This is a genomic window from Shewanella sp. SM101, from assembly GCF_025654465.1.
GTDB classification, from domain to species: Bacteria; Pseudomonadota; Gammaproteobacteria; order Enterobacterales; family Shewanellaceae; genus Shewanella; species Shewanella oncorhynchi.
Map to the genome: position 1 here is coordinate 1 of NZ_JAKKRH010000028.1, position 20,082 is coordinate 20,082.

17 protein-coding genes are annotated in these 20,082 nt (G+C 44.6%); 10 read left to right on the top strand and 7 right to left on the bottom strand.

Annotated elements, in window-relative coordinates; all coding sequences use genetic code 11:
• The 6 genes from L5M38_RS15455 to L5M38_RS15480 form a co-directional block, all read left to right on the top strand.
• The coding region (locus L5M38_RS15455) for a transposase (protein ID WP_263179589.1) at window positions 1–239 on the top strand (239 nt) is incomplete at its 5' end.
• Between the two features lie 69 nt (window positions 240–308).
• Window positions 309–866, top strand: coding sequence for a hypothetical protein (locus tag L5M38_RS15460; protein ID WP_263179590.1), 558 nt, complete (start codon window positions 309–311; stop codon window positions 864–866).
• 1 nt (window position 867) lies between these two features.
• Window positions 868–3,702: an NACHT domain-containing protein gene (locus L5M38_RS15465; RefSeq protein WP_263179591.1), complete on the top strand. Its 2,835-nt coding sequence runs from the start codon at window positions 868–870 to the stop codon at window positions 3,700–3,702.
• Between the two features lie 527 nt (window positions 3,703–4,229).
• Window positions 4,230–4,406, top strand: a complete 177-nt coding sequence (locus L5M38_RS15470) for a DUF1328 family protein (RefSeq protein ID WP_263179592.1) — start codon at window positions 4,230–4,232, stop codon at window positions 4,404–4,406.
• A 24-nt stretch (window positions 4,407–4,430) separates the two neighbouring features.
• The gene (locus tag L5M38_RS15475) at window positions 4,431–4,625 is read left to right on the top strand and encodes a hypothetical protein (protein ID WP_028760637.1); all 195 of its coding nucleotides are present in this window, start codon (window positions 4,431–4,433) and stop codon (window positions 4,623–4,625) included.
• A gap of 144 nt (window positions 4,626–4,769) precedes the next feature.
• Window positions 4,770–6,449 carry a diacylglycerol kinase family protein gene (locus L5M38_RS15480; protein ID WP_263179593.1) on the top strand — a complete coding sequence of 560 codons (1,680 nt, stop codon included), beginning with the start codon at window positions 4,770–4,772 and terminating at the stop codon, window positions 6,447–6,449.
• A 50-nt stretch (window positions 6,450–6,499) separates the two neighbouring features.
• Here L5M38_RS15480 and L5M38_RS15485 read toward each other — a convergent pair whose 3' ends face one another.
• The 3 genes from L5M38_RS15485 to L5M38_RS15495 all read right to left on the bottom strand — a co-directional run bounded on the left by L5M38_RS15485 (window position 6,500) and on the right by L5M38_RS15495 (window position 9,928).
• The gene (locus L5M38_RS15485; protein WP_113941067.1) at window positions 6,500–7,159 is read right to left on the bottom strand and encodes a hypothetical protein; all 660 of its coding nucleotides are present in this window, start codon (window positions 7,157–7,159) and stop codon (window positions 6,500–6,502) included.
• Window positions 7,160–7,371: 212 nt separating this feature from the next.
• On the bottom strand, window positions 7,372–8,448 hold the full coding sequence (locus tag L5M38_RS15490; protein WP_263179594.1) for a major royal jelly family protein: 1,077 nt from the start codon (window positions 8,446–8,448) through the stop codon (window positions 7,372–7,374).
• Between the two features lie 109 nt (window positions 8,449–8,557).
• Entirely contained in the window at window positions 8,558–9,928 is a 1,371-nt protein-coding gene (locus L5M38_RS15495) for a sigma-54 interaction domain-containing protein (protein ID WP_263179595.1), read from the bottom strand.
• 246 nt (window positions 9,929–10,174) lie between these two features.
• On the opposite strand from L5M38_RS15495, the gene L5M38_RS15500 reads away from it, so the two are divergent.
• Window positions 10,175–10,630: a glutamyl-tRNA reductase gene (locus L5M38_RS15500; protein ID WP_219250161.1), complete on the top strand. Its 456-nt coding sequence runs from the start codon at window positions 10,175–10,177 to the stop codon at window positions 10,628–10,630.
• A gap of 276 nt (window positions 10,631–10,906) precedes the next feature.
• A complete protein-coding gene (locus tag L5M38_RS15505; protein ID WP_105249747.1) occupies window positions 10,907–11,461 on the top strand; it encodes a BON domain-containing protein in 555 nt (184 codons plus the stop codon).
• Between the two features lie 265 nt (window positions 11,462–11,726).
• Here the strand turns inward: L5M38_RS15505 and L5M38_RS15510 are convergent, their stop codons facing one another.
• The 3 genes from L5M38_RS15510 to L5M38_RS15520 form a co-directional block, all read right to left on the bottom strand.
• On the bottom strand, window positions 11,727–12,131 hold the full coding sequence (locus L5M38_RS15510) for a DUF3224 domain-containing protein (RefSeq protein WP_263138089.1): 405 nt from the start codon (window positions 12,129–12,131) through the stop codon (window positions 11,727–11,729).
• A gap of 129 nt (window positions 12,132–12,260) precedes the next feature.
• Window positions 12,261–13,037, bottom strand: a complete 777-nt coding sequence (locus tag L5M38_RS15515) for a hypothetical protein (protein WP_105249748.1) — start codon at window positions 13,035–13,037, stop codon at window positions 12,261–12,263.
• A 213-nt stretch (window positions 13,038–13,250) separates the two neighbouring features.
• The gene (locus L5M38_RS15520; RefSeq protein WP_263179596.1) at window positions 13,251–14,390 is read right to left on the bottom strand and encodes a polysaccharide deacetylase family protein; all 1,140 of its coding nucleotides are present in this window, start codon (window positions 14,388–14,390) and stop codon (window positions 13,251–13,253) included.
• Window positions 14,391–14,731: 341 nt separating this feature from the next.
• Here L5M38_RS15520 and L5M38_RS15525 point away from each other — a divergent pair, with 341 nt between their 5' ends.
• Window positions 14,732–17,368, top strand: a complete 2,637-nt coding sequence (locus L5M38_RS15525; RefSeq protein ID WP_263179597.1) for a TonB-dependent receptor — start codon at window positions 14,732–14,734, stop codon at window positions 17,366–17,368.
• 66 nt (window positions 17,369–17,434) lie between these two features.
• Window positions 17,435–18,979: a tryptophan halogenase family protein gene (locus L5M38_RS15530; RefSeq protein WP_263165777.1), complete on the top strand. Its 1,545-nt coding sequence runs from the start codon at window positions 17,435–17,437 to the stop codon at window positions 18,977–18,979.
• A gap of 9 nt (window positions 18,980–18,988) precedes the next feature.
• On the opposite strand, the gene L5M38_RS15535 is transcribed toward L5M38_RS15530, so the two are convergent.
• On the bottom strand, window positions 18,989–19,918 hold the full coding sequence (locus L5M38_RS15535; RefSeq protein ID WP_263165776.1) for an AraC family transcriptional regulator: 930 nt from the start codon (window positions 19,916–19,918) through the stop codon (window positions 18,989–18,991).
• Window positions 19,919–20,082: the final 164 nt, after the last annotated feature.

Consider the following 20,082-nt stretch of genomic DNA (forward strand, 5'->3'; position numbering starts at 1 on the left):
TTTCGCACAATATTGAGTTGCATTATTTACCGCCTTACAGCCCGAACCTCAATCCGATAGAAAGACTGTGGAAGGTCATGAATGAGCACGCGAGGAACAGCGTGTACTTCAAAAATAAGCGAGATTTCAGGTCCGCACTGGATAAATTTTTCAAAGAAACATTACCCGATATTGGTGAAAGTTTAGCGTCGCGGATCAATGATAATTTTCAGCTCTTTACCCACGCATCTTCAGGTTGATTGGGTATAGATGTATCGAATCACGATGCAACAGAATATCTAGAGAAACTGTGCCAAGACGCCCACAGGTTGCCCATTGCTAACCAGAAGCAAATTGCCGACTTTATAGCGAACAATTTAAACAAAATATTTACACATGAACACGACAAATACAGCGACATTATTGCGGCAATAAAACTTGAACTCGAACGACAAAACTACCTGCCTGCCAATCCGCGGCGCCTGAAAATGATCTGTAATCGTTTGGCAGCCTTTATCAGCAAAACCATGAATGAAGAACAAAGCCAGCGTCATGCTCAATCCCTGCTTTTCCTTGCTAGCACTTATGTAAGCTACAGGGAGGTATACGAGATGCTCAGCGTCAGCGCTAAGTCAATTAATGATGTAGCTGAATTTACTAAAAATGGCAAGTCTACAATACCCGCCTTTAAACATCTCACAAGTTCGAATACCGAGGCGCGCGGCGCATTTATACATCCCAATAAAATCACTGAATTTCGCTTCGCCAGTTTGCTAACAGAAATAGAGGCAAATGCTAACTTACCTGCTTGGGGAGATTACCTGCATAATCTTATCCAATCCTATAATACATCCACTCCCGCAGTCGCAGTCCCAGAGGTCGAATAGTATGAAGTATTTCCCCGAATTTGAGCCCTCGGATAAAAGCAAATTTATTGACCTTTACCGTGAAGGATTTGACCGTTATTGCCGCCAGTTAGCAGACCATTATGGTTGCCTGAGTAATCAAGGCCTAGCACTCTTGGATGATGATGCAGATATAGACCAAGACAGTGCCTTTATCGACGATCTCTTCGTGCTGCCAAGCTTTGGCACAAGTGCCACCAGCGCCGAGAACTTCGATACTGCGCAGCAAACGCTGCAGGCCAAGGACAATATCAGCCTAGCCAAGCTGTTAGCTGCAAAACCACGGCAATTTATATTAGGTGATCCAGGTATTGGCAAAACGACTTTTCTGCATTGGCTGGCAATAAGCCTAGCCCACCATAGAAGTAACTATGTCCAACAGGCCATGGGGCCCTTACTGCCAATCCTTTTAAGGGTGAGGGATTTTCGTACCTTTCTCACTGTGCCCAATAATACGGAGCAATTTCTCACCAATATAAGGGGCTATTTAGGATCCCTTGGTGAACTGTTGGATCTAGATAAGCTCACTGAGACCATGGCCAATGGTCAGGTCTTACTGTTGGTCGACGGATTGGATGAAATCGGTAAGCAGGAAATGCTGAATCTGGGGCAAACTCTAGCAACTCTGTTTAGCCAATATCCATCATGCCGATGCATTATGACCGCGCGGGTTGTTGGTTTCGATGCATCCTTGCTTTGGCCCTTTGCCAATATTGATAAAAATCAGCCACTAGATTTACACGAATTACATGAGGCGGATGAATTTGATATTCAGGCTAAAGATGGGCTTAACGTTAAGCTAGCCAATCCAAACAGACTTAAGCGTAAGACTGATGCATCCCAACTACATGACTTTCTGCTCTATTATATCCAGCCCCTCAATAATGAGCAGCGACTGCAGTTCAGCCAGAAATGGTGCCACATTTATGTAAACACTAGCGATGCACAAGCGCAGTTTATTGACGATCTACAGGCCGCTTTTGACGGTAACGATGCTCTCAATAACTTATCGCGCACTCCTGTACTGCTGAATATGATCTGCTTTATTCAACAACGCCGTGGTCGCCTGCCCAATGGTCGGGCAGAACTCTACCAGAAAATCATCGAGACCTATTTGGTTAGCATGGACAGGGCCAGAGGCATAAAAAATAACTTTATCGACAGCGAAGATTTTGACTATACCGACATACGCAACTGGCTAGCGAAACTGGCCTATGCGATGCAGTTAGGCAAGCTGAGTGGATTATTAGATAAAACTGGTAACAACACTGTTCAAATTGAAAACCTCTATTTTGATAATGAGGTTAGCCGCGTCACCAGCCTTACAGAAAGTGAACTGACAAGATTCTTCGCTAAAGAGCTAGAAGAAGTCTATGAAGATAAAGACAAATGCCAGAAAACTGCCAAAAATTTGATCGATTATATCAAACGCCGCACCGGTTTTTTGATCGACAGGGGGCAGGATGCCGAGCAAGGGCACGAGACAGTATTTGCTTTCAGTCACTTGTCTTTTCAAGAATATTTTGCCGCCCACTTTATTAGTGGGCAATGGTCACAGTTGAGTGGTAATCAGAAATTGGTCGACTCCCTGACCTTAAGTTGTAATAGCCAAAGCTGGTTTGAGTGCTGGCAGCTGGTATTTGAAGACTATTCCCAAAACGGCAATAGCCGTCAGCAACACAGCCAATTTATCAGCAAGCTGTTTGGTACTGTTGAGCAGCTTGCAGATGAATTATCCAACAAAAATGACAAATTTAGAGGCAAAGTGGATCATGCGCTGCATCTGCTTAGCAAAATTATCCTCAACCCTGCGGTTAAGCTCTCCCCCAACTACCGCCAAGGGCAAGTTACTAAATTATGGATACATAATTTCGCCAAAGGACAGTTTGATGGTTCAGCATCAATCTATAGCCTGTGGCCCGAGCTTTGCCGCGATTATGATAACGAAGACAGTGTGAGCCGCAGGGCGATCTCGGCGGCTTTCAAAGATTATGGCCAAGAGAATGCAGCGAGTCTTAATTTAAGTGGCGTACAATCGGCCGATCTACGTCCGCTCAAGCTGTGGTCCAACTTAAACAGATTGAATTTAAGCCATACCCAAGTGAACAACTTGCAGTTATTGAAAGATTTCAATCAGCTAGAGAGGCTTGAATTCAGTGACACACAAGTATTAGATCTAGCACCGTTAACCCTGCTTACCGAACTTAAAAGTCTGTATTTCTCAAACACTGCCGTGGCGGATTTAACGCCGCTCGCAGGGCTAACAAAACTAATATCTCTTAATATGCACAACACCCAAGTGCCCGAGCTAACGCCATTGGTGGAACTACAACAACTAGAGTTTCTAATGCTCAAGGGCACTAAAGTGACCGATTTATCCCCCATAGCCAACTTGACTAAAATAGATTTTCTGATTTGCAGCAATACTGATGTTGCAGACTTGATGCCGCTTAGAAAATTAACTCAGCTAACAGTACTCTCACTAACTAAAACTCAGGTCTCGGACTTAACCCCGTTGGCTAACATGCCTAAGTTAGAGATTTTAGATATTGCCAACACTGCGGTTTCAGACTTAACCCCGTTGGCTAACATGCCTAAGTTAGAGATGTTAGATATTGCCAACACCGCGGTTTCAGACCTAATGCCATTAGAAAATTTAACTGGACTAATCCACCTTAGTATATCCCACACTCAAGTGACCGATCTCACGCCTCTGGCCAAACTACCAAGCTTAAGAGACGTGTTTGCTAGCGGATGTAAGCTTGATCCGGCAAGCCTGCAAAACTTACCCGAACATATCAAAGTGCATTTTGATTGACTGAGATAGATTGCTTATTAATTTCAACATATTGGCAAGTAATGATGCCATCCGATTTGCACCGCTGCACTCGCTCGCATCTGGCACACTCGCTGGTGGCCCATCAAAACAGGAAGGTTTTGATGACTGCAATCATTAAGTGCCACGCGTTTTTAACCACAGTAATTGCTTGGCGTTAAAAAGCCCATAGAGAACAAGCCGACACTGATTAATTAATGAATTGATTCACGAATTAACAGTGTCGGCTTTTATTTGTCTTTACTTATGAACGACATCAGCTCACAGTCTTTGATTCAACGTATTAGGCTGAAACTCTTACCGAAGCTTAGGTAAAAATTGCCTACCCCTCTTTTAATTCACTCACACCATTTTAAATAAAATGATTTAAATTATATTTAAAATCAATTAACTACTTAAAATTTTTAAAGTTGGCATTAAGATCGCAATCAAGTAAGAGCCATTAGCCGTTACCTTACAAGTGACACAAACGGTCATGAGAAGGATTAATACAAGGGCAGGAGGTTATTATGCTAGGTTGGACATTATTATTTCTAGTTGTTGCCGTGATTGCCGGGTTGTTAGGATTTGCTGGGATTGCTGGCGCAGCGGCGGGAATAGCGAAAATCATTTTCTTCATATTTATTGTGTTATTAGTGATTTCTCTGCTGATCAATGCCCTTAAGGGTAAATCACCGCGACTATAATTTTTTTTAGAAAAGGAGATAGATATGAAACCATTTACCCTGATGACAAGTGCAGCATTCGCATTATTACTCGCCCTAGGTTTAACGGCCTGTAGTGATAACAAAGCCGAAGACGCGGGCGAAAAAATCGATGAAGTAATGACTGATACAGGTAACGCTATCGAAGATGCCTGTGAAGAAGTCAAAGAAGGTGTTAAAGCTAAAGATACTAAGTGCTAAACAAACCTGACTTTAGGGTGGCAATAGACTCGTCTACTGCCACCCTTTTGGTTTAGACTCGCTCATTTCTGCATCTCTCATCTCGACATCTATCCATTCAAGTGCAACGATTTTAACCAAGAACAATGGCATTGGAGGACTTGCATGCTAACGAAGATCCACATCAAATATTTGTACACTGCAGGTGCAGTATTGTTAGCCTATTTTGCAGTAACAGACACTTCTCCCCTGCTCACTTTTATTTGTGCATGGACAAGTCTGTCACTGTTTTTAGTCGGTTCAGCCTATTGGTTTAATCTCGCCAGTATTTTTAGAAAACGCCAAGATGGTACTATTCCTTGGTATATTCGTTGGGGTTTTATTCCCTTTTTATTAGGCAGTCGACTCTATAACCACTGGGCCAGAAAATACGATTCAGTACCGCCCATGCAAAGGATTGATGAACATCTGTATCTCGGCTGTAGACTCTTTTCCGCAGATCTGGAAACGATTAAAGCCAATAAGATCACTGCCATTCTGGATGTCACCGCTGAATTTGATGGCTTAGATTGGTCGCAATTTGAAGATCATATCGAGTATTTAAATATTCCCATCCTCGACCATAGCGTACCGACCAGCGCCCAACTCAATCAAGCCGTTAACTGGCTGCACCGCCAAGTGCGCGCCAATAAACAGGTACTCATCCACTGTGCTATGGGTCGTGGCCGCTCAGTGCTGGTACTCGCCGCTTATTTGGTTTGTAAAGATAAACAACAGCACTTCGCCGAAGTACTGCAGCAGATAAAGCAAATTCGCAAAACCGCCGGCTTAAACAAATGGCAATTACGCGCGCTCGATCGCATGCTCAGTCAAGGGAAAATTAACATCCACAAAGTGGCGTGGATTATCGCCAACCCAGTTTCTGGTGGCGGGAAATGGCAAGAATACCGCGAGCAAATCCAAGATGAACTCAAAGCCTATTTTGACCTGACTTTAAAACTCACAACAGCAGACGAAACCGCAAATGTCTTCGCCGAGCAAGCCCGTAATGCAGGCGCTGATATTATTATCGCCTGTGGTGGCGATGGTACTGTGACTGAAGTTGCCTCTCAAATCGTTGATACGGATATCGTCTTAGGCATCATTCCTCTTGGCACAACTAATGCCCTCAGTCATGCCCTCTTTGGTTTAGGCAGTAAGCTTATTCCTATCTCTCAGGCGCTGGATAATATTATTCAAGGGCATTGCCAAGCCATTGATACCGCGCGTTGTAATGAGGAGTTAGTGTTGTTGCTTGTGGGCATAGGGTTTGAGCAACAAATGATTGAATCCGCAAACCGTGAGCGTAAAAATGCTCTCGGCCAGTTTGCCTACCTCGATGGCTTATGGCGCGCAGTGAATGCCGATATCACTTTAACCATCCAGCTCAGCTTAGATGATGCAAAACCCACAACATTGACGACCCATAGCCTAATCGTTGCCAATGCCGCACCGTTTACCAGCGTGTTGGCGCAGGGCGATGGCGAACCAAACATGACCGACGGTTTGCTCGACATTACTTGGTTGGATGCTGGCGATGAACCCAAAGAGCAGTTGCTTAGCCTCGCTGAATTAGCGATTGCAGGATGGGTGAAAGAAGGTAATAAAAATGTGCGAGATCAACAAGCGAGTGCAAGTAAAGTCCATCATGCCCATGCTAAAAAGGTCACTATCAGCAGCCAGCCTAAGTGTAAATATGTGATTGATGGTGAAGTATTTGAGCCTGCGGATCTCACTATAGAAGTCCAGCCAGCATCTCTTAAAGTGTTTGTTCCTTATCAGGAAACCACTGAGCAAGATGAGTGATCGTTGTGGAGGACATCCAGCCTAACTTTTTAGGCTGGATGACTGAGAATTTATAGGACGAACAAAAAATATAAAATATTCAACAAAATAAATATAACCAGCAGAACCAGTACCCGCATGAAATTAAATTCACTACCTTTGGGAAGTGATTTTTGAGTGGTGTTACTAAAATCCTGAAATTTACAATCTATCGCCTGCGCACATTGCTGTAGAACTTGTTGTAATTCCTTTCTATCAGTGCTGTTAGCCAATTTTAGTTGCGCGCCCTTAGGCTGCTGCAATTGTAGATAGGCGAGATAATGCTCAACGATATCTTCTGCTTGGCGATTACGCTCGAACTGGTGCCAATGGGTTGTTTGCAGCAGATAGAGTTGCACGGAGTGAATATCCGAAAAGGCATAGGAACGCCACCGCCACAATCCCATATACCTCCCATTGAATAAACCTTTACCGAGCCACAATTGCTGTTGCTCAGCGTCTAACCAACACTGTTGCTGAACAAACGCAGTCGGTAACACGGGTAACAATAGAAACAGTGTTACCCAGCCGAGAACGAGCTGTAGTATCGGATCGGGTTGTAAATAGGTTGCTCTGGCGCAGAGTAAACCAAGCAGTAATAACCCAGCAGCAAACAGCCATAATAGAGGTCGGTACTGAGTACTCAGAGTTTGAATATAAAATGCATTTTTAGAAGGTTGATTGAGTTTCACTGAACTTGTTCCTTGTTCCAAAAATTATCTCACCATTCAATATTGACCTGTGCCAGTAACAATAAGAGGCATTGATAATTTGCATAATCAACACCTAACTCATTTCTAGACGCTTTCGAGTTAAACCAAAGACTCACATCAACGTAAATACCAGTTGCGATATAACTCATACTGCAAATATAAGCTGCAACTTTGCAGTTGCAGCTAAGGTGTTATTGACCCGCAGCAGTATCCTCACCGGTCCAGAGTCGCATGATGCGGTAAGGCGGTTTGGCGGTTTCGGCTTTTCCATTAAAGGCTTTTGCTTTATGTAATTGATTCACTGAAATATATAACCAGCCTGTTTCACCAAATTGCACACTATCTGGAAAATCCAGTAGTGGAGAACTGACCGCTGTTGTTAGCGTGCCTTTGTTATCTAGCATAGAAATGGCATTGTGGTTCAAATTGGTAAAGTAATGATTACCTTGTTTGGACGTTGCTGCGCCATCTGATACTGGCTTGGCTCCGACTAATTTTACCGTGGCGATAATTTTATCATTATTGCCTGTTTGTAAAGCCGCAGTCGATAACTGATACCAGTGAGTACCATTCATTGCACCATAATAGAGTGTACTTCCGTCGGCAGATAAACTGATTGGATTGACCGCTACACTGGCAACTTTGCCATTAAACAATGTTGTTTTGTTATCTATGTTCATTACTGCATCCGTTTCGGCCTGCAGCGAGCTATGACCTGAAAAACGTATTGTATGACCATCGTCGATACGCACCGCTAAGAGGCCTGGGTTGGCGATATCGGCTAAATAAATCCAGCCTTTTTGAGAGTCGACAACCAGATCTTGCATAAAGCTGCCTTTAGGCGCGAGAGCTTGTGGTAGGACGATTTGTTTATATAGACTGCCGTCCTTAATATTGAATCCCCAAATCCTTGTCTGGCCTAATTCTAACCCCATATCTGCGGTCCAGAGGTGTCCAGCCTTGTCCTGAGCAATACCTAATAAGGTATCAAATTGAGCAGTATTGGCTGTCGATGTTTTTTGCAAATCCATTGAAGGCCAAGCTTTATAAGCGTTAGTCTCACTATTAACTTCAATCAATTGCAAACCTGATGGTGTATCAAATGGATGTACTGTGGCAAAAATCCGACCTTGTGCAGTGACGCTGACATTGCCAGGTCGTATTGGCAATTCAGCGACTGTTTCAAGACTTCCTACTACTGGGGTGGCGTTTACAAAACTACTGGCTGTCAAAGAAAGCCATAATGCTGTTGTTAATAATTGTTTCATATTCTATCTCCGCTTTTTCTGTTTAAGGGCTGTAGAATAGGAGTTATTATTTACAAAAAAAAGAGTATAAAGTTTAGCTCTGTTTCAATATTAATTTGATAATTAATATTTATTCAGCAGTCGTTTCACCGGTCTCGACTTGCTGCTCGTACTTGCTGAGCTTGTTGTAGAGGGTTTTAACGCTGATCCCCAGTTGTTCGGCGGTATCCGTTTTATTACCCTGAGTGGTTTCTAGTGCTTGATAAATAGCGATTCTCTCTAAATCATCTAAGCGCATGCCTTGGGGGATAACAACTTGTTCACCACCACATAAACCCACTTCATTTGTCTGAGGTAGCTGTAAATGGCTGGGTAAAATATCCTGATCGGCCAGAATATAGGCTCGCTCAATTGCATGTTTTAATTCGCGCACATTACCAGACCAAGGGTACTTAGCAATCATCTGAATACAGTCTTCAGCTAAGCTCTTATTCTGCTTTTCGGCCACGTTACGATAGGCAAGAAAATGCTGCGCAAGCCCAATAATATCCTCGCCACGTTCCCGTAAGGGCGGAACGCGAATGGGAAACTGAGCCAAACGAAAGTACAAATCTTCTCGAAATAGCCCTGCCTCTATCGCCACTATGGGATCACGGTTAGTCGCTGCCACAATACGTACGTTTGCACGTTGCACTTTGTCGCCACCCACAGGACGATACTCGCTATTTTCCAACACTCTGAGTAACTTCACTTGATGATCAATCGGCATTTCGGTGACTTCATCGAGAAACAAGGTCCCGCCTTCAGCCTGTTCAAATACGCCTTTGTGATCGCGATTCGCCCCCGTAAATGCGCCTTTGACATGGCCAAACAGCTCACTGTCGACCAATTCTGGGCTTAATGCACCACAGTTAATCGCAATAAAAGGCTCGTTCACCCTAGGGCTGGCAAGATGTATGGTATTAGCAACCAGTTCTTTCCCGACCCCACTTTCCCCAATAATCAGCACATTACTGCCTGTAGCAGAGACGCGACGAATTGTGCGGTATAGCTTGTGCATAGGAGCTGATGAACCAACAAGCAAACCGTATTGGTCTAGCTCGCTAGCAAAAGGATGCAGTCGATTAGGCGATGATGCTAAAAACTGTGCAAAATCAGCAAAAATTTCGCTGATTAGCGGCATATCGTAAGGTTTGCGAAAGTGGTAACCCGCAAAATGAGACATTAACTGATCAAGATTGGGGTTTGGCTGACCGTCGGAGAGAAAAATAAACTCAATATTTGACATGGCCGCATTATCCAGCAGCACAAGGTAATCTTCACGACTAAGACTGGATAACTCAATAATGGCAACATCGACGTGATTTGCCCCTAGCTGCTCTATCCAAGGCAAGTCATCGACACTGCGTAGCTTATTAAAGCCAGCAGCACCAGCAAGTTCGATGATTGCTTGCTCGGCGCTAACATCCTGCAAGTGATAAAAAAGTGTCAGTCGAGCCATGCGTATCTACTCCCTGTATGAAAAACTACTGTATGTCAGCCATGAAATTTTAACAACAGCAACGGTAATAGTTGCCGATGTTCTAAGATGATATCTCGATGAACGGAGAATATCAGTCTAAAAATCAGCCTGTTAAAATATCATTAAAAACGAGAACAGAATATGCATGGTAGCTGAACGAAACAAAATCAGTTTACCCAAGCAGTTAAACAATCTATGTCGAACACTGGCATTAGGAGGCCCATAATGAAGTCTAATGTTGTGCAACATCAGACTGATATCCGCGCCGATATCATGTTGATCGATGAAATCATCAAGCTGAATCAAGAAGGACTCACATTTTACAACCAAGCGAGGAGGTATGTCGAAGACTATAATCTTAAACGTGTTTTTTCCGCCAAAGCTAACATCCACCAACGAATGTTAACTCGGTTTGAACAGCTGAGACGTTTGGCTGATGAGCCAATTAATGGCCTAAGTCACACCGTGCACGTCACTTATGCTCAAGCAACAGAATTGCTGCAACAGTGCCAAATTTCGCAGGCTATGACCGCCCTTGTCGACATAGAGCAGCAAGTGCTAATCCAAATAAAACAAGCAGTAAGGCAAGCGCATCAGCCACAACTTGCAAACCAACTTGCAGAGGGTGCCGCTTGGCTGCAAATGAGTTACGACGGTACGGGATCGCTCAATCACCATTAATTCTCTGTCGCTAAGTGAGCCATATTTAACCGACTCCCCTCCACTTTTACTACAGACATAATACCGCACTGATGAGTGCGGTTTTTTATGCTCGAATGATGGCTCAGCATGCCAGAAAAAATTACATTTTGTCGGTAAAAAAGACCGACCTAAAGGAAAATGCCAAGGTATAAAAACGCCAGATAAAACAATTTAAACATTAAAAATCATTACCTTAAAAACATTGGCACGATTGGCGCATTATCTAGTTTCGAGAAAACAACGGAGGATATGATTATGAAAACTACAACAGCATCAGTACTAGTGGCTTTACTTGTCGGTTCAATCAGTTTAAATGTGGCTGCCGCCCAAGATTGGAAAGGCGGAACCAAGGATGCGTGGATCGATGGTAAAGCAGAAACCACTTTACTGCTCAACACGAATCTCAATTCCTTCGACATCATTACAGATGTCAAAGATGGTAAAGTGACGTTAACAGGTAAAGTGGAAAGCAGTGTGGATAAAGCCCTCGCCACAGAGCTCATCAAGAGCTTAGATGGGGTGAAAGATGTCGATAACCAACTCACTGTGATGAATGAAAAAGAAGGCACCAGTGAAGTTGTTGCCACCTTAACTGACTCTAAAGTTGCCACAGTCATCAAAACGCGTTTACTGTTTTCAACTGACGTATCCGGCACCCAAATTAATGTGGATGTTGCCAATGGCATAGTCACATTGAAAGGTGAAGTTGCCAGCGATGCCGAACGTCAACTAGCACTGAAAATTGCCGAAAATACCGACGATGTGAAAAAGGTCGTTGATAAAATTAAAGTTGTTAAAAAAGTGTCTTAACTCTCGCGGCAACGGCACTTTTTAAATTGAACGTATTTTAAGTAACAGCACACCGATCTAGACTCAAGGTTCGATAGTGCTTTATGAAAAAAGAATCAAAAAACCAGCCTCAGCTGGTTTTTTTATGTCCATTTCCAAACTCAATCAAAAGACTTACTCGCTTAAATTAAGAAGGGAGCATTCAGATGACTTGAATGATCATAAAGGAGAAGAGTTACAGAAAACTGAGCTAACACACAGGCGTTACTCAAGCTTCAAAGCCAAACTAAGCTTCAAAGCCAAACTGGAATGCATAAAAATGTTGGCCATTCTCAATATTGATGGTCATAGTGCCAGTTAACCCCAGCAACTCCCCCGCCCCAGAATGGGGTATCACTTCTAAGATCAGACGATTTTGTCCATCGGTCATAATGCCAAAATGTTGTAATACAAAACTGCCCTGCTTACCGCACAAATTACCAACCACTTGTTCAATGGCCACATAGCCAGCTGAGCCCTTGACTGACGTCATAGCACTGAGCATTTCCCCTTTGCTGCGACCCTCAAGCTCACCATAAAAGGTTTTATCTAAGCCCATACGTCCTAACGTCACACCACCAATACCAGTAGCATAGGGGCTATCAGGAGTGAGCTTAACATCAAATTTCCCAGTGATTTTGCTAACTTGCATGACACTCTCCTTGTCGAAATCTTATGCTGACCTATTACCTGCTAACGCTTGCTATTGAAGCAAACATCACCCACTGACCGAAAAACAACTTAGCATAAGCCTGCGTAGATCCATAATGGCATTTACACGCTACTTATGTATGCTGGTCTCACTCACTACCATCTCTATGGTTTTGACTATTTCAGGGCTTTCAGACATGGGTTGGTCAGACGCTCTATCGCGATAAGTCACAGCAATTTTGAATGGGGCTTCAAAAGGATAAACAGGTTCAATACTATCAACTTCGATTCGATCGCCAAGCATGACACTGCCTAAGTGTTTCAAGCTATTGTGTTTAAAATCCAGATTAAACAATCCAAGATACCAAAATACGCCTGAACCTTGAGTCGTCACAATAAAGGGCGCCACAAAGGGCATAGTTTGCATTTTAGGATCATCTTGAATCGGTGCGTCACTTTGGGTGTCCGGCTCTAGAGCTGGATCGAAATTTAACGGTGTAATGCGTAAGTAATCAAGTAATGCTCGACCTTTTACCTCACCATCTTGGTAGTCGCCCATAGCAAACTCTGTTTGTTTGATCTTAATAAAATGAGTCAATGCAACGGACTTGCCGCCCTCAGGCAGCGTTATTTCAACAGGATTGGCGGTATTTAAGCTAAAGAGTTTGAGCATCACTTCCGATGCATTCGCCACAGGCTTTACCTCAAAAGGTGTCACAGTTTCGATCTCATTCGCCTGAGCCTGAGTTTTTTCATGCGCCATGGCTTCATCGTATTGCATCACCTGTCCATCTTCCATCACCATATAAATATCATCATTGGTCATGTTGAAACGGTAAATACCCGCAGCAAGTAAGGCTAATACCACTAAGGTTGCCGCTATGGTTAATTTTACAAACGTACTCATCTTCTCTCCCCAATCGCGCTCGTTATGCGCTACTTTTCTAACACCGATAAACTTCAAATCAATGTCGGAGCAGTATTACAGATACTGAGTTAAAGCGAAGTGGGTAAAGTGTAAAAAATGCCGCTATTTTGAATTTTGTCAGGCTAAGTTCAGCAACATGCCTTTTACTCGACAAATATGATGGGCCGAGTAAATACTCAGCCCAATACATCACTACTTTTCGTTTTTCCACAAGGCTGGGGTTTGGTTCGGTTGCCAATTGCTTTGGGAGAAATGTGCTTGCACTAGGGAATAGATTTTATCTTGATAGGACACAAACTCAGGTAGTTGATAATTATGCTGATCCTGCCAAGCAGGGGCATAGTTATCTAGCGTATCAAAACGATACCCTTGACGTTGAGCTTCTTCAACAAAACGCTTAATTTTAGGCAAGTTGATGGTTGCACCTTGTCCGCGGTGAGCATTCTCAAACAGGAAGTCGTGGGTCAAGATAACCACTTTCCCGTTATGTAAACCATCACTACAATCTAAGTTCTGCGTACGACTGTTAAGCGGATTCATCGTCGTTCCTGCGCAGGTGTTGATCACTTGATTGACTTTTGCCACCAGCTCAACCCCATCGGCCATAGATTCAGCGGGAAAGGCAACCCCCCAATCCTCTGGTCCCCAGTCTAGATCCCAGCCAAATATTTTATAGTCACTCTCGGCGAGCATGTTTTGAATTTGCACCGCAACTTGCGAACTGTTGGTCGAGGTTTCTGCGGTACAAGCAAAAGCAGGATCCCAAGGCGGCACAGTATCGGATGTCGCACACAAGCCGTCGCCTTTGAGTTTACTGGTCACTCGCCAACCATTGGTGTAAGGCAAACGTGCCAACTTAGTCATCTTGTTATTGGGATAACTGGCGGCATTAGGAATAAGCTCAACCACTTTGGCCGTGTTCGTCACGAAATAGGTGAAATCGGTGGCCGCATCTTGATAGGATTTTACAGGCCAGAGTCCAACTTGATTACAATATGCCGCGCCAGATTGCACGCCATCAGTGCAGTTATGCAGCATATGATCGTAACTGTGGTTTGCCAAAATATGACCATCATCTAGCAAGCGTTGTAGGGCGACAGCCGCTAACGCCTCGTTTTCATCCCCTTCGCCATACATATGAAACGCATTAATAAAGAACGTCGCCTTAATATTGGCATCCTTTAACGCATCTAACAGCCCTAAGGTCGCATCAATTGGACCATCATCAAAGGTAAGATAAATGGTCTTATCGCTGGCGTAGGCCGCACTTAAGCCAGCACTCAAGCTCGCAACACAAAGCCCAACTGCAACGGCTATCGATTTCAGTTTCATGATTTCATCCTATAAATAATATTTAAAGATGAATAAGTTAGTTCTCTTTACGCACTGGTTAATTCATAACCTGTAGACAGCGAGTTCACTCATCCGTTTAGCTTATCTATAGTGAGTAATCCCACCAGCATTAGTTATACCATCCTAGCAACAAGCCATACTTTTCTACGCTAAGTCGATAAATTCTGCCTTTGCACCCAGTTAACCATCTCTTACCCAAGGCTTCAAAGACAATAGAAAAATACCAATCCTAGTGTGAAAAGTACCGCATCAACAATTCGATAACAGGTAAGTTAACTGGAGAAAAAAACAACATAAAAGCACTACAGGGATGCAATAACATGTCAGAAGGTCAACTATTTAAGAGCTCTTTGCTCGCATTATGTATCGCTAACGCCTTGTTCGGGATGAGCTCAACCGCAGTCGCGGCGGAGCAACAAGAGGCAACTGCAGAAAATATTGAGGTAATCCAAGTACGCGGCATACGTCGCTCGATTGAAGCCTCAATGAATACCAAACGCTTCGCCGACTCCACGGTCGATGCTATCACCTCGGAAGATATCGGTAAGTTTCCCGATAAAAACATTGGTGATGCGCTGCAGCGCATTTCTGGGGTGACGGTCGATAGACAATACGGTGAAGTGAGCGGGGTCACCATTCGTGGTACAGCGCCTGAACAGAGTCGTATTTTGCTGAACGGTCAAACCGTTGCGAGCACCTCTTGGTATGATCTTGGTCCTGCCACTCGTACCTTCAACATGGAATTATTGTCAGCCGAGCAAGTCAGTGCGGTTGAAGTCCACAAAACGCCAACCGCTAGCCTTGAAGAAGGTGCGCTGGGCGGCACTGTCGATCTCAAAACCCGTAAGCCCTTAGATCTCGATGCTCACACTTATCAAGTGGCGGGTGAGTTGAGCCAAAGCAGCCTGTACGATGAAACAGATCCGAGTGGATCTTTCGTCGGAAGCTGGAAAAATGACGATGAAAAGTTCGGCATTTTAGGCGCCTATTCAGTAGAGAAAATTACCAGCGGCCGCCAAGTACTGGAATCGCTCAGCGGTTATTATGAGTACTTTTCCGCTGATCCTGCACAAAACCAAGAATCAACTGTAGGGGCGTGGGGGATTGGCTCACAAGCATTTAGGGCCGAACGTGAACGGACCAGTGCCCAAGTCACACTGCAATTTGCACCGACTGAAAAAACAGAGTTCACCTTAGATTACTTTAATTTTGAACTCGATATCCCCCACGTAAACCATAACTTCTTAACCGTTGGCGCCCGCGGTTCGGGCTCCACCAATGTAGTAAATAACGCCCAAGGCGGCACAGCATCGGCAACGATTCTGCCAGCGTATGCGTCGATTATTTATAACCCTGTGGTACGCCACGCGGTCAATATGAAGTCTGACGTACTCAACTTAACCGGAAAATACGTCGGGAACAGTTTCACCCTTAGCGGCGTCATTGGCCAATCGACCTCAGATGGCGGCACCCAAGGCGGCTCATCTTCTTGGTGGATCCCTGCGACGGACCAAGGTGGCAAAATTGGCGATCCCGCCTTCCCTAATGGTCAAGGCAGTGTCGATGGTGGCTTTAGTTACGATGCCACAGGTCCCTATCAAGTGGTGCTCACGAGCCTAGATGCCAACGATGCTAGCCAGTTCAAGCATGCGCAGGAAGCCAACTACGAAACCACAGTGCAAGATCATAAAGTCACCTACGCACAGTCTGACTTCGAATATCAACTCGATCATGATTTTATTAATAAAATTGCGGTCGGGATTAAGTACAACACCAGTGATTTCGAGCGTAATGCCTTCAACCGTAACCCCGCAGAAATCCTAGGTTTCGTGCCTAATGGCAACCTAGCCAACTGGAGCGATGGCGTACTGTCTGGCCTGCATTCCCAGAGCGGCGGCAATGTGCTCGACTCCTATGCCAAGTTAGATGAAGACAAATGGTGGGCGTTTATCAGCGAGAAATACGCCAATGGCGAGTTAGTGGAAGTCGCCGATCTCGGTAACACCTTCACTGTCGAAGAGGATATGTTGGCCCTGTACGCCCAAGCGGATTTCAGCGGCGAATTCTACCGTGGTAACTTTGGCGTGCGCTACGTTAACACTGACCAAACTTCAACCGGTTTTGCCGATGGCAAACCCTACAATGAATCCGTTAATTACGATAATTGGTTACCGAGTATCAACGTCGCCTTCGATCTGCAAGAAGATTTAATCCTACGCGCCTCGGCCTCTGCTGTGATGGCACGTAACAACTACAGCGATCTTAAACCTGGGTTAGCGATAGCGAAAAACTTTGGTACTGCGACCGGCGGTAATCCAAATTTAAAACCCTATAAGGCGAATCAAGCCGATCTTGGTATCGAATGGTACTTCACTGAATCTTCTATGCTGTCGGCGGCCTTGTTCTACAAAGATATTGATAACGTAGTGTTTGTCACTGAGTCGACGCAATATATCGAAGGTTGCGGCGCGTCAGAATCCGAGTGGGATAAATGCCGTGTCACAGCCCCAGCCAACGGCGGTAGCGGCTCAGTGACTGGGCTTGAAATCCAGCTACAACATAACTTTGAAAGCGGTTTTGGCTTCTTAACCAACTACACCTATGTGGACAGTAAGAGCACGCGCCCCGATGGCACCGAGCAGATGATTGAAGGTGTGTCAGAAAACTCCTTCAACGGCTCACTCTTCTACGAAGATGATCTGTTCAGCGCCCGTATCGCCTATAACTGGCGTTCAGAATACTTAGGCGTAGGTAACATTCAAAACGTGTTAAACGACAGCTATCAACAAGTGGATGCCTCGATTATTTGGCATGCAATGGAGAACTTAGATATTTCACTCGAAGGGGTTAACTTAACCAATGAAGTGGTGCAATCCTATGATGTTAAATACGGATTGACGCAAAATACCATCGAATTTGGTTCACGTTATTTCGTCGGTGCCAGCTATAAATTCTAAACTTAAGTCACAGCATAGCCGACCTTAGGGTCGGCTTTTTGCGTTGATAATGCAGAGGTATAAGCCATGAAAGTGAAACAAGCAATCAGAAAAATCATTATCTTAGGTGGCGGCACCGCAGGCTGGATGGCCGCGGCCGCCCTCGCGAATAATCCCGTATTTGCCGCCATTGAACTCTGTTTAGTGGAATCGGACAACATAGGCACCATAGGCGTTGGTGAAGGTTCAACGCCACACTTGAAACGCTTTATGGACAACTTAGGCATTAGCGAAAAAGATTGGATGGAACAATGCCACGCCAGCTATAAAACTGGCATCGATTTCATCAACTGGAATGGGGACGGGCAGCAATACTTTCATCCCTTCTATTGTCAAATGGATGTGAAACCCGCTGAAGTTTTCTTTATCAACGCCAATGCAAGACGCCGCGGTCATGGCAGTGCCGTTAAACCCGACGCGTTCTTCTCCAGCGGCGTACTGGCCAAACACAATCTCAGCCCAAGGCCGAATAAAGCGTTGCCCTACGCTAACGAATACGGCTATCACTTCGATGCCACTGAACTTGCCAACTACTTAAAAGAATACGCTTGCCAACGCGGCGTAAAACACCTCATCGGCGATGTCATTGAAGTTTCAACATCCCAAAACCAACATATAGACACCTTAATGCTGGCGAATGGCGAACGACTTAACGCCGACTTTTTTATCGATGCCAGTGGCTTTAGCGCTAAGTTGATTCATAAAACCCTAGGCGTACCCTTTCAATCCTTCGCCAATGAACTGCTCAACGACAGCGCCGTCACTGTACCTGCATTAATGGACACCACTCAAACACAGCAAACCCAAATGCTGCAAGCCCAAGCATTGCAAACACAAGCACAGCAGGCCAAGTACCATACCCGCGCAACGGCGCTCAGTGCAGGCTGGCTATGGCAAATCCCTCTCACCCACAGGCTTGGCAATGGCTATGTTTATAGCAGTCGCCACCTCAGTGCCAATGCCGCGGCCAAAGAATTATTGCACAGTGTTAATCTGCCTGAATCAACCCAAGTACGGTTTCTCAAGATGCGGGTCGGTGTCAGTGACAAGGCTTGGCACAACAATGTGCTGGCGATAGGACTTGCGCAAAGTTTTATCGAACCACTCGAAGCCACATCGATCATGATGACCCAATTCACCCTTGAAAAATTTATGTCGTTATTCGAACGCTATCAATTGAATAAGCAGGCAGAGACCTTAAGTCGACAAACACTCAATCAGGCAGTCATGCAGTTAGTGCTCGGCATAAAGGATTATATTCAGGCCCATTATGTCACCAGCCAGCGCAGTGAACCCTATTGGTCGGCGGCGAGAAAAGTCACCATTTCCCAAAGGCTGACACAACTATTGCAAGCTTGGTATCAAGGGGAAGACTTTGATTTACTGCTTTACCAATACGATCAGCAACTCGCCTACTTTCGCCCTTCTTGGTATGCGCTGTTAGCGGGAATGGATTACCGCGACCCAAAACTGAAGCGTCCATTTGAGCCGATTTCAGCGGAGATCACGGCGCAAGCGATACGCTACAGCCAAACCTTAGTGGAGCAGTATTTTCAGCCTAAGCATCCGTGATAAGGATGGTTAAATTGCCCTTTGTTTACTGCTAAAGCACTGACGAAAACGACTCGGCGTGACACCTTTAAATTGAATAAAACGCCGATTAAAATTGGATAAGTTGTTGAAACCACACTGATCGCTGATGGTTGATATCGGGCTTTGATTTGACAGCAGTAACTTGCACGCCTTAGCTATCCTGAGTTGATTGATAAACTCAGTTAAGGTTTTCTCGGTGCGTTTTTTAAAGAATCGATGGAAATGATTGGTGCTCATGTGCGCTAACTTTGCCAAATCCTGTGCCGACAAGGCCTGAGTGTAATTGTCATAAATATGCTCAATCACTTTATCGAGCTTTTTCACGGTAAAGTCGAGTTTACTACCGTGGGTAAACAAGGTGCTCGACAAGAGTTCTTGCTGACTATCCTGTTGTAATAACGCTAATAATTCCAATAACAAAATATAGCGTCTAAAAGGATTGGCCGTCTCCATTTCGATAAACACACTATGGGCCTTACGCGCCGTTTCCTCACTAAACAACACACCTCGTTTGGCATGGGTCAAAAGTGAATGCAAAGACGCTAACTCACGTTGCTCATTCACAATTTGGTGTAGCCAGACCGCTGGAATTTGTGCCACATAAACAACTTCCTGCACTCTCGCATTCGAAGTGTCGTCTTTTAGCGCGTTGCCATTTGATATCTCGTCAGTTGAAACACCAAGGTTAACCTCGGATTGCCAGCCGTGGGGCATATCTGGGCCTATGATCACTAAATCATAATCGCCATAACGGGCAATATGGTCGCCCACATAACGCATACCATAACTGTTGAGGGTTAAGCAGATTTCGTACTCGGGGTGATAATGCCAATTGAGATCCATGTGGTCCCATTCATAACGAAAGTAACGCCAAGAGCTATTTTCATCGGGGATCACTTTTTCACACAGAGGTTTCATCCATTAAACTCCAGTTGCTCATTCCTTTTCTTTAGCTTCAATCAGCCCTTACACAACAACGCATTCACTCAAGCTAGCGGTTATTCCACCCTGTTTAATTATTCAACCACTTAGTCCTTATTTTTAAATGCCAGCTGTGACCTATTTGAGCCGAGAAATAGCAG

What these genes read in the sequence shown, in the direction of transcription:
- L5M38_RS15465 (WP_263179591.1), top strand. Translation starts at nt 868, where the DNA reads ATGAAGTATTTCCCCGAATTTGAGCCCTCGGATAAAAGCAAATTTATT.
- L5M38_RS15470 (WP_263179592.1), top strand. Translation starts at nt 4,230, where the DNA reads ATGCTAGGTTGGACATTATTATTTCTAGTTGTTGCCGTGATTGCCGGG.
- L5M38_RS15475 (WP_028760637.1), top strand. Translation starts at nt 4,431, where the DNA reads ATGAAACCATTTACCCTGATGACAAGTGCAGCATTCGCATTATTACTC.
- L5M38_RS15480 (WP_263179593.1), top strand. Translation starts at nt 4,770, where the DNA reads ATGCTAACGAAGATCCACATCAAATATTTGTACACTGCAGGTGCAGTA.
- L5M38_RS15490 (WP_263179594.1), bottom strand. Translation starts at nt 8,448, where the DNA reads ATGAAACAATTATTAACAACAGCATTATGGCTTTCTTTGACAGCCAGT.
- L5M38_RS15495 (WP_263179595.1), bottom strand. Translation starts at nt 9,928, where the DNA reads ATGGCTCGACTGACACTTTTTTATCACTTGCAGGATGTTAGCGCCGAG.
- L5M38_RS15500 (WP_219250161.1), top strand. Translation starts at nt 10,175, where the DNA reads ATGAAGTCTAATGTTGTGCAACATCAGACTGATATCCGCGCCGATATC.
- L5M38_RS15505 (WP_105249747.1), top strand. Translation starts at nt 10,907, where the DNA reads ATGAAAACTACAACAGCATCAGTACTAGTGGCTTTACTTGTCGGTTCA.
- L5M38_RS15510 (WP_263138089.1), bottom strand. Translation starts at nt 12,131, where the DNA reads ATGCAAGTTAGCAAAATCACTGGGAAATTTGATGTTAAGCTCACTCCT.
- L5M38_RS15515 (WP_105249748.1), bottom strand. Translation starts at nt 13,037, where the DNA reads ATGAGTACGTTTGTAAAATTAACCATAGCGGCAACCTTAGTGGTATTA.
- L5M38_RS15520 (WP_263179596.1), bottom strand. Translation starts at nt 14,390, where the DNA reads ATGAAACTGAAATCGATAGCCGTTGCAGTTGGGCTTTGTGTTGCGAGC.
- L5M38_RS15525 (WP_263179597.1), top strand. Translation starts at nt 14,732, where the DNA reads ATGTCAGAAGGTCAACTATTTAAGAGCTCTTTGCTCGCATTATGTATC.
- L5M38_RS15530 (WP_263165777.1), top strand. Translation starts at nt 17,435, where the DNA reads ATGAAAGTGAAACAAGCAATCAGAAAAATCATTATCTTAGGTGGCGGC.
- L5M38_RS15535 (WP_263165776.1), bottom strand. Translation starts at nt 19,918, where the DNA reads ATGAAACCTCTGTGTGAAAAAGTGATCCCCGATGAAAATAGCTCTTGG.